This is a genomic window from Streptomyces sioyaensis, assembly GCF_004122735.1.
GTDB lineage: Bacteria > Actinomycetota > Actinomycetes > Streptomycetales > Streptomycetaceae > Streptomyces > Streptomyces sioyaensis.
Map to the genome: position 1 here is coordinate 20,761 of NZ_SDIF01000086.1, position 8,191 is coordinate 28,951.

Below are 8,191 nucleotides of genomic sequence, written 5' to 3' on the forward strand. Positions count from 1 at the left end.
CCGGCACCGTACGAAGCGACCGGACGGGCGCCCCGTGCGGGCGCCTCGCCGCTTCCTGCCGTACCGGACCACCGGTGCGCGCCCCATAAGATCGCGCTTTACACGTTTTATGGGAGACATCGCTTGAGTCCGGATGAAGACCGCCCGCGCGGTCCATGGTCACAGCGTGGTGCCGGGTTCGGCATCTGGTATCTGCGCACGGTCACGTTCCTCAATTTCCTGAGTGCGGTGTGGGTGTCGTTCGGCAACGACATCCGTCGGCACAACATCGCGGAATTCTTCACTCCGTATCTGCTGACCGCGGGGTTCGCCTCCGGCGCCTTCTCGCTCTTCCTCTCCGTCACCCTGCGGCGGCGCAAGCGGGCGGCGTGGATTTTGAATCTGGTGCTCTCCGGTCTGCTGGTACTGCTGTTCGCCCTCGGGATGGCGACGGTCCCGGAGTTCCGCGGACATCTGCAGAACTGGGTGTCACTGGGGCTGACCGTGCTGTTCGTCGCCGCATTGGTGGTCGGGCGCCGGGAGTTCTACGCCAAGGGCGACCGCTCGAATCCGAAACTGGCGGCGGCGGTCGCGGCCGGCGGCCTGCTGGTCACCTCGCTGCTCGCGGCGCTGCTGGTGAGCGCCACCAACACCGCGGACGGTTCCTCGACGTTCGTCCAGCGCTGGCGCTACGGCCTGATGCGGCTGGTGTCGCTGGTCGCCGACGACCGTGCGTTCCCGGAGATCGCCACCCCGAACTGGGTGAATGTCGCGATCAATGTGCTGAGCACGCTGCTGCTGGTCGCGGTGCTGTGGGCGGCGTTCCGGTCCGTGCGCCGCACCGAGCCGCTCACCGCGGACGACGAGGAGCGGCTGCGCGGTCTGCTGGCGCGGCACGGCGACCGTGACTCGCTGGGCTACTTCGCCCTGCGCCGCGACAAGAGCGTGCTGTTCTCCCCCAGCGGCAAGGCGGCGGTCACCTACCGCGTGGTGGGCGGGGTGTCGCTGGCCTCCGGTGATCCGCTGGGCGACCCCGAGGCCTGGCCCGGCGCCATCGAGGGCTGGCTGGCCGAGGCGCGGGAGCACGGCTGGGCGCCGGCCGTGATGGGCGCGAGCGAGGAGGGCGGCACGATCTACGCCCGGCACGGGCTGGACGCGCTGGAGCTCGGCGACGAAGCGATCGTGGAGACCGCGGAGTTCACGCTCGCCGGGCGGGCGATGCGCACCGTACGGCAGGCGTACAACCGTATCGAGCGGGCCGGCTACACGGTCCGGATCCGCCGGCACGAGGACATCCCCGCCGAGGAGATGGACCGGCTGCTGCATCTGGCCGACGACTGGCGCGACGGGGAGACCGAGCGGGGTTTCTCGATGGCGCTGGGCCGGCTCGGGGATCCGGGGGACGGGCGCTGCGTGATGCTGGAGTGCCGGGACGGCGGCGCCGACGGGGAAACCGGGGAGCTGCGGGCGCTGCTCAGTTTCGTCCCGTGGGGCGCAAAGGGCCTTTCGCTGGATCTGATGCGGCGGGAGCGGAACTCCGAGAACGGTCTGATGGAGTTCATGGTGCTGGAGTTGATCCAGCGCGCGAAAGAGGTGGAGATCACTCAGCTCTCACTGAACTTTGCGATGTTCCGTTCCGTCTTCGAACGTGGATCGCGGCTCGGCGCGGGCCCGGTGCTGCGCCTGTGGCGCTCACTGCTCAGCTTCTTCTCCCGGTGGTGGCAGATTGAATCGCTCTATCGCGCCAATGCGAAATACCGGCCCATCTGGGAGCCGCGGTACCTGCTCTTCGAAAAGAGCACCGATTTGCTGCGCATCGGAATCGCCGCGGCCCGTGCGGAAGGTTTTCTGGAAGCACCCGGACTGCCCAAGTGGCTGAACCGCAAGCACCTGGAGAACGTGAGATGAGCGGAGCCGGGGCGGGGCGGGAGGTACCTGTGCCGGGGCCCGGGGACGCGTCCGCCCTGCGCCGCTTCGCGCGCGGCGAGTGGGGCCCGCTGCTGTGGACGGTGCGGTCCGCGCTGGCCACGCGGCGGCTGCGGGCGATTCCGGTGACGCTCGCCGCGGTCGGACTGACCCTGGTCTTCCAGTGCGTACAGAACCAGGCCTGGGGCTATCGGGCGGTGCAGGACATCGGCTCCGTCCAGGCCTGGGAGCACCTGTGGGTGGCGCTGCTGCGCACCCCGCTGTCGCTGTTCGTGCCCGCGCTGGACCTTCCGGTGTGGGGTGCGCTGGCGCAGATCCTGGTGGTCTTCGGGATCGCGGAGATCTGTGTGGGCTGGCGGCAGACGCTGGGGGTCGCCTACCTGGCCACGCTCGCCGGGACGATGTACGCCCGGATCGGCATCTGGATCGGCCCGGAGAGTCCCATCGGGCTGCCCGACTCGGACAAGTACGTGATCGACACCGGTCCTTCGGCGGCCGTGGTGGGGCTGGCGGTGTACGTGTGCTGGCGCCATCGCGCGTGGTTCACCTGTACCGCGGTGGTGGCCTCGATGGTCGTCGAGGTGGTGTTCATCAAGAACAACCTGGCGGGCAAGGAGCACGTCGCGGCGGCGCTGGTGGTGCTGGCGGCGTGTCTGCTGCAGGAGGCGTGGCAGCCGCACAAACCGCCGGGCTTCCAGCAGGTCAGCGGCTGGGAGCACCCCCGATGAACTGCTCGACCCTGCGGCGCAGCCCCGACCAGCGGCGGTCGTGACGGACGGCGCGGACCCGGGCACGGGCCCGCGCCTTCGGCCGGTTGCGGTAGCAGCGCCTGTCCCAGAGCGAGTGCGGCCGGGCCAGCCGGACCGCCCCGAACAGCGCGACGAACGGCACGAAGACGCCGATGACCGCCATCCGGCCCTTGCCCTTGACGAGCGCGACGAGCACGAAGAGGAAGTTGACGGCCACGGTCCGTACGACGGTGAAGCGGTTCGTCGACTCGTCCGGGCTCAGTTCGTTGACGCCGAACGGCAGGAAGCCGCCGAGGATCAGGGCGACCAGGGCGGCGGTGAGGATGACGATCTCGACGCTCTTGGTCCCCTCCTCGGTCCAGTACACGTCGTCCAGATGCAGGATCAGCGCGAACTCGTCCAGGACGAGGCCCACTCCCATCCCGAAGAGCACCGCCGCGACACCGGAACCGAAGCCGCGCCGGCCGCCGGCGAGCGCGATGAAGCCGCCGAGAACCATCAGCACCACGCCGGGCACGACATGGTGCACATGGACGCCGCCCGGGCTGATGTTGCGGAACGGTCCGCGGCCCGCGCGGATGAGCCGGGTGATGACGCGGGTGACGAGGAAGGTCAGGACGAAGGAGGCCAGGGCGAGCAGCAGCGGCAGCTTCCCCGGCTCGACGATGTTGCGGTACCACCAGTGGCCCATCCCACTCTCCCGGTTTGCCGCACAAGGACACGGAGCAACCATTAGGCCCCCTCCCGGTGCCCGGGACCGGCAGCCAAACGCCGCCGGCGCCCGGATAGCCTTCCGCGGTGACCGAGACCTCCGCTCCCCCGTCCCCCTCCGACGCCCTGCGCTTCGCGTTCGGGACGCTGACCGTACTGCCGGTGCACGTCACCCGCTGGGACCGGGCGGCGGCGCGCGGCGGGATGCTCTGCGCGCCGCTGGCCGGGCTGGTCGTCGGGCTGTGCGCGGCCGCCGTCGGCGGTGCGCTGCTGCTGCTCGGCGGCAGTCCGCTGCTGGCCGCGGTCGGCACCGCCGCGGTGCCCGCGGTGCTCACCCGCGGACTGCATCTGGACGGGCTCGCCGACACCGCCGACGGCCTGGGCAGCGGCAAGCCCGCCGAGGACGCCCTGCGCATCATGAAGCAGTCCGACATCGGCCCGTTCGGGGTCCTCACGCTGGTGTTCACCCTGCTGGCACAGGTGGCCGCGCTGTCCGGGCTGTACGCCGGGGGCTGGGCGCGCGGCGCGGCCGCGGCGGCCGTCGCCGCGGTGACCGCGCGCACCGCGCTGACCCTCGCCTCCCGCGCGGGGGTGCCGGCCGCCCGCCCGGAGGGACTGGGCGCGGCGGTCGCGGGCACCGTTCCGGTGCGGGCGGCTCTGCTGTGCGTGGCGCTGGTGGCCGCCGGATGTGCGGCGGCCGGCGCCGCGTTCGGCCCGTACGGCGCGCTGCGCGCCGCCCTCGCGGCACTGGCCGGCCTCGGGCTCGGCGAGCTGGTGCTCCGGCACTGCCGGCGGCGGTTCGGCGGGGTGACCGGCGATGTGTTCGGGGCCCTCGCGGAGAGCGCCGGCCTCACGGCGCTGCTGGCGCTGGCACTGGGCTGACGACCGCACAGCCCTCCGCCGGGTCCCCAACACGCCTTGACAGCAACGTAGTTCACCCGTCACGGCACCGTCCGCCGGAGCGGCCGTCGCCGCCGGTGTGCCGGGGGACGGGGCCCCGCGGCGTCGCCGAGCGTAGGCTCGGCCGCAGCAGCGCGTTGCGCGCAGACGGATTCCCCGGACGAACAGGACCCCTATCACCGTGACTGCACTGACCCTCAGTACTTCTTCCGCCGCAACGGTGCGTGCGGATGCCGTCGTCGTCGGCGTGGCCAAGGGCGCCAAGGGCGTCGTTGTCGCCCCCGGCGCGGAGGCCGTGGACAAGGCCTTCGGCGGCAAGCTCGGCGCTGTGCTGGAGACCCTCGGCGCGAGTGGTGCCGAGGGCGAGGTGACCAAGCTGCCCGCCGCCGACGGCCTCAAGGCGCCGGTCGTGCTGGCGGTCGGCCTGGGCGACGCCCCGGCCAAGGGCGACGCCTACGACAACGAGGCGCTGCGGCGCGCCGCGGGCAGCGCCGCCCGCGCCCTGTCCGGCACCAAGAAGGCCGGCTTCGCGCTGCCCGTCGAGGACGCCGAGGCGGCCGCCGCGGTGAGCGAGGGCGCGCTGCTCGGCGCGTACACCTTCACCGCGTACCGCAGCAACGGCAACGGGCAGAACGCCAAGGGCAGCAAGAAGGACAACGCCAAGTCGGCGCCGCTCGGCGAGGCCGCGATCGTCGGCGGCAAGCCGCGCGACAAGGAGTTCAAGGCGGCCGCCGAGCGCTCCGTGGCGCTGGCCGAGGAGATCAACCGCGCCCGCGATCTGATCAACACGCCCTCCAACGACCTCGACCCGAAGTCCTTCGCGGCCCAGGCCCAGGCCGCCGCCAAGGAGTTCGGCCTCAAGGTCGAGGTGCTGGACGAGAAGGCACTCAAGAAGGGCGGCTACGGCGGCCTGATGGGCGTCGGCCAGGGCTCCGAGGCCCCGCCGCGGCTGGTGCGGATCGCGCACACGCACCCCAAGGCCGACAAGACCCTGGCACTGGTCGGCAAGGGCATCACCTACGACTCGGGCGGCATCTCGCTCAAGCCGGCCGGCCACAACGAGACCATGAAGTGCGACATGAGCGGTGCGGCCGCCGTGTTCGCCGCGGTCGTGGCCGCCGCCCGCCTCGGCCTGAAGGTGAACGTCACCGGCTGGCTGGCGCTCGCCGAGAACATGCCGTCCGGCTCGGCCACCCGCCCCGGCGACGTGCTGACCATGTACAGCGGCAAGACCGTCGAGGTGCTCAACACCGACGCCGAGGGCCGGCTGGTGCTGGCCGACGCGCTGACCCGCGCCTCGGAGGAGGCCCCGGACGCGATCGTGGACGTCGCCACCCTGACCGGTGCCATGGTGCTCGCCCTGGGCAACCGCACCTTCGCGGTCATGGCCAACGACGACGCCTTCCGCACCTCGATCCACGAGATCGCGGAGGAGGTCGGCGAGCAGTCCTGGCCGATGCCGATGCCGTCCGAGCTGCGCAAGGGCATGGACTCGCCGGTTGCCGACATCGCCAACATGGGTGAGCGGATGGGCGGCGGCCTGGTCGCCGGCCTCTTCCTGAAGGAGTTCGTCGGCGAGGGCATCACCTGGGCCCACCTCGACATCGCGGGCCCGGCCTTCCACGAGGGCGCGCCCTGGGGCTACACGCCCAAGGGCGGCACCGGATCCGCGGTCCGCACCCTGGTCCGGCTGGCGGAGCGCACCGCCGCGGGCGATCTGGGCTGACGGCAGGGCGGGGATTCCCTCGTCATTGCCCGTGATATCCGCCACGGCCCCGGGCAGCGCGCCCGGGGCCGTCGGCACGGGTGCGCCGCGCGCCCGTGCCGCGTTCGCCCTCGACGAAATCCGTACGTCCACGCGTTTCCCGCCACGGCCCCTCCCGTGCGGTACCGCACATTTCGTACGCCTCAGTAACCCCTGTGGGGCGGCCAGTCACCGTCTCACTGCCCGGCCCGCCGTCCCGGCTCCGTGGAACAAGTGCGAAGATGGGTTCTCGGCAGGACAGGGCCCCCCTTACCCAGGGCCGAAGTAAAAGCGGCCGAACCACAGCCGCCGTCCGGTCATAGGAGACCGGCTCCGGCGTACCCATGCATGGAGGACGTGACGTGGCGAACGACGCCAGCACCGTTTTCGACCTAGTGATCCTCGGAGGCGGTAGCGGTGGTTACGCCGCTGCCCTGCGCGGGGCGCAGCTGGGCCTGGACGTCGCCCTGATCGAGAAGGGCAAGGTCGGCGGTACCTGCCTGCACAACGGCTGCATCCCCACCAAGGCTCTGCTGCACGCCGGTGAGATCGCCGACCAGGCTCGTGAGAGCGAGCAGTTCGGTGTCAAGGCCACTTTCGAGGGCATTGACATCGCGGCGGTCCACAAGTACAAGGACGAGGTCATCTCGGGCCTGTACAAGGGCCTGCAGGGTCTGATCGCCTCCCGCAAGGTGACGTACATCGAGGGCGAGGGCCGGCTGTCCTCCCCGACCTCCGTCGACGTGAACGGCCAGCGTGTCCAGGGCCGCCACGTCCTGCTGGCGACCGGCTCGGTGCCGAAGTCGCTGCCGGGCCTGGAGATCGACGGCAACCGCATCATCTCCTCGGACCACGCGCTGACGCTGGACCGCGTGCCGAAGTCCGCGATCGTGCTGGGCGGCGGCGTCATCGGCGTCGAGTTCGCCTCCGCGTGGAAGTCCTTCGGCACCGACGTGACCATCATCGAGGGCCTCAAGCACCTCGTCCCGGTCGAGGACGAGAACAGCTCCAAGCTGCTGGAGCGGGCCTTCCGCAAGCGTGGCATCAAGTTCAACCTCGGCACCTTCTTCGACAAGGCCGAGTACACCGCCGACGGCGTCAAGGTCACCCTCGCCGACGGCAAGACCTTCGAGGCCGAGGTGCTGCTGGTCGCGATCGGCCGCGGGCCGGTCTCGGCGGGCCTGGGCTACGAGGAGCAGGGCGTCGCGATGGACCGCGGCTACGTCCTCGTCGACGAGTACATGCAGACCAACGTGCCGACCATCTCGGCCGTGGGTGACCTCGTTCCCACCCTCCAGCTCGCACACGTCGGCTTCGCCGAGGGCATGCTGGTGGCGGAGCGGCTGGCCGGTCAGAAGACCGTGCCGATCGACTACGACGGCGTGCCGCGCGTGACGTACTGCCACCCCGAGGTCGCTTCGGTGGGTATCACCGAGGCCAAGGCCAAGGAGCTGTACGGCGCCGACAAGGTCGTCGCGCTCAAGTACAACCTCGCGGGCAACGGCAAGAGCAAGATCCTCAAGACCACGGGCGAGATCAAGCTCGTCCAGGTCAAGGACGGTGCCGTGGTCGGCGTCCACATGGTCGGTGACCGTATGGGCGAGCAGGTCGGTGAGGCCCAGCTGGTCTACAACTGGGAGGCCCTGCCGGCCGAGGTAGCGCAGCTCGTGCACGCGCACCCGACGCAGAACGAGGCGCTCGGCGAGGCCCACCTGGCCCTGGCCGGCAAGCCTCTCCACTCCCACGACTGACCCCAGTCCCGGGCGCGACCACATCCGCACCACTTTTGTAAGGAGCAACTGAAACCATGGCGGTTTCCGTAACCCTGCCGGCGCTCGGCGAGAGCGTCACCGAGGGCACCGTCACCCGCTGGCTCAAGGCCGAGGGTGAGCGCGTCGAGGCCGACGAGCCGCTGCTCGAGGTGTCGACCGACAAGGTCGACACCGAGATCCCGGCGCCGGCCGCCGGCGTCCTGACCGCCATCAAGGTGGCCGAGGACGAGACCGTGGAGGTCGGCGCCGAGCTGGCCGTCATCGACGACGGCACCGGTGCGCCGGCCGCCGCGCCGGCTCCGGCCGCCGCCGAGGCGCCCGCGCCCGAGGCCCAGCCCGAGCCGGCCCCGGCCCCCGCGGCCGAGGCCGGCTCGGGCTGGGCCTCGGGCGCGGGCGCCTCGGCGGCGGCC

The 8,191-nt window shown here is 71.3% G+C and carries 7 protein-coding genes; 6 read left to right on the top strand and 1 reads right to left on the bottom strand.

Annotated features, from left to right (window positions below; translation table 11 throughout):
• The first annotated feature begins 123 nt into the window (after positions 1–123).
• Together EST54_RS24530 and EST54_RS34915 are read left to right on the top strand one after the other, a co-directional pair.
• Positions 124–1,887 (top strand): phosphatidylglycerol lysyltransferase domain-containing protein, encoded by a 1,764-nt coding sequence (locus EST54_RS24530; protein WP_129249890.1) that lies wholly within the window; start codon positions 124–126, stop codon positions 1,885–1,887.
• On the top strand, positions 1,884–2,633 hold the full coding sequence (locus EST54_RS34915; protein WP_174857508.1) for a hypothetical protein: 750 nt from the start codon (positions 1,884–1,886) through the stop codon (positions 2,631–2,633). Before EST54_RS24530 ends, EST54_RS34915 begins: the two co-directional genes overlap by 4 nt.
• Here EST54_RS34915 and EST54_RS24540 read toward each other — a convergent pair.
• Positions 2,608–3,345 (bottom strand): hypothetical protein, encoded by a 738-nt coding sequence (locus EST54_RS24540; protein ID WP_129249891.1) that lies wholly within the window; start codon positions 3,343–3,345, stop codon positions 2,608–2,610. The genes EST54_RS34915 and EST54_RS24540 overlap by 26 nt on opposite strands.
• A 107-nt stretch (positions 3,346–3,452) precedes the next feature.
• On the opposite strand from EST54_RS24540, the gene EST54_RS24545 reads away from it, so the two are divergent.
• The 4 genes from EST54_RS24545 to EST54_RS24560 form a co-directional block, all read left to right on the top strand.
• Positions 3,453–4,247, top strand: coding sequence for an adenosylcobinamide-GDP ribazoletransferase (locus tag EST54_RS24545; RefSeq protein ID WP_129249892.1), 795 nt, complete (start codon positions 3,453–3,455; stop codon positions 4,245–4,247).
• Between the two features lie 199 nt (positions 4,248–4,446).
• The gene (locus EST54_RS24550) at positions 4,447–5,991 is read left to right on the top strand and encodes a leucyl aminopeptidase (protein WP_129249893.1); all 1,545 of its coding nucleotides are present in this window, start codon (positions 4,447–4,449) and stop codon (positions 5,989–5,991) included.
• Positions 5,992–6,371: 380 nt separating this feature from the next.
• Positions 6,372–7,760: a dihydrolipoyl dehydrogenase gene (gene lpdA, locus EST54_RS24555; protein ID WP_129249894.1), complete on the top strand. Its 1,389-nt coding sequence runs from the start codon at positions 6,372–6,374 to the stop codon at positions 7,758–7,760.
• 56 nt (positions 7,761–7,816) lie between these two features.
• A partial coding sequence (locus EST54_RS24560) for a biotin/lipoyl-containing protein (protein WP_338059685.1) occupies positions 7,817–8,191 on the top strand: 375 nt, incomplete at its 3' end.

Bases quoted from the DNA above. Each gene is read 5' to 3' on its own strand.
- EST54_RS34915 (WP_174857508.1), top strand. From the start codon at position 1,884: ATGAGCGGAGCCGGGGCGGGGCGGGAGGTACCTGTGCCGGGGCCCGGG.
- EST54_RS24540 (WP_129249891.1), bottom strand. From the start codon at position 3,345: ATGGGCCACTGGTGGTACCGCAACATCGTCGAGCCGGGGAAGCTGCCG.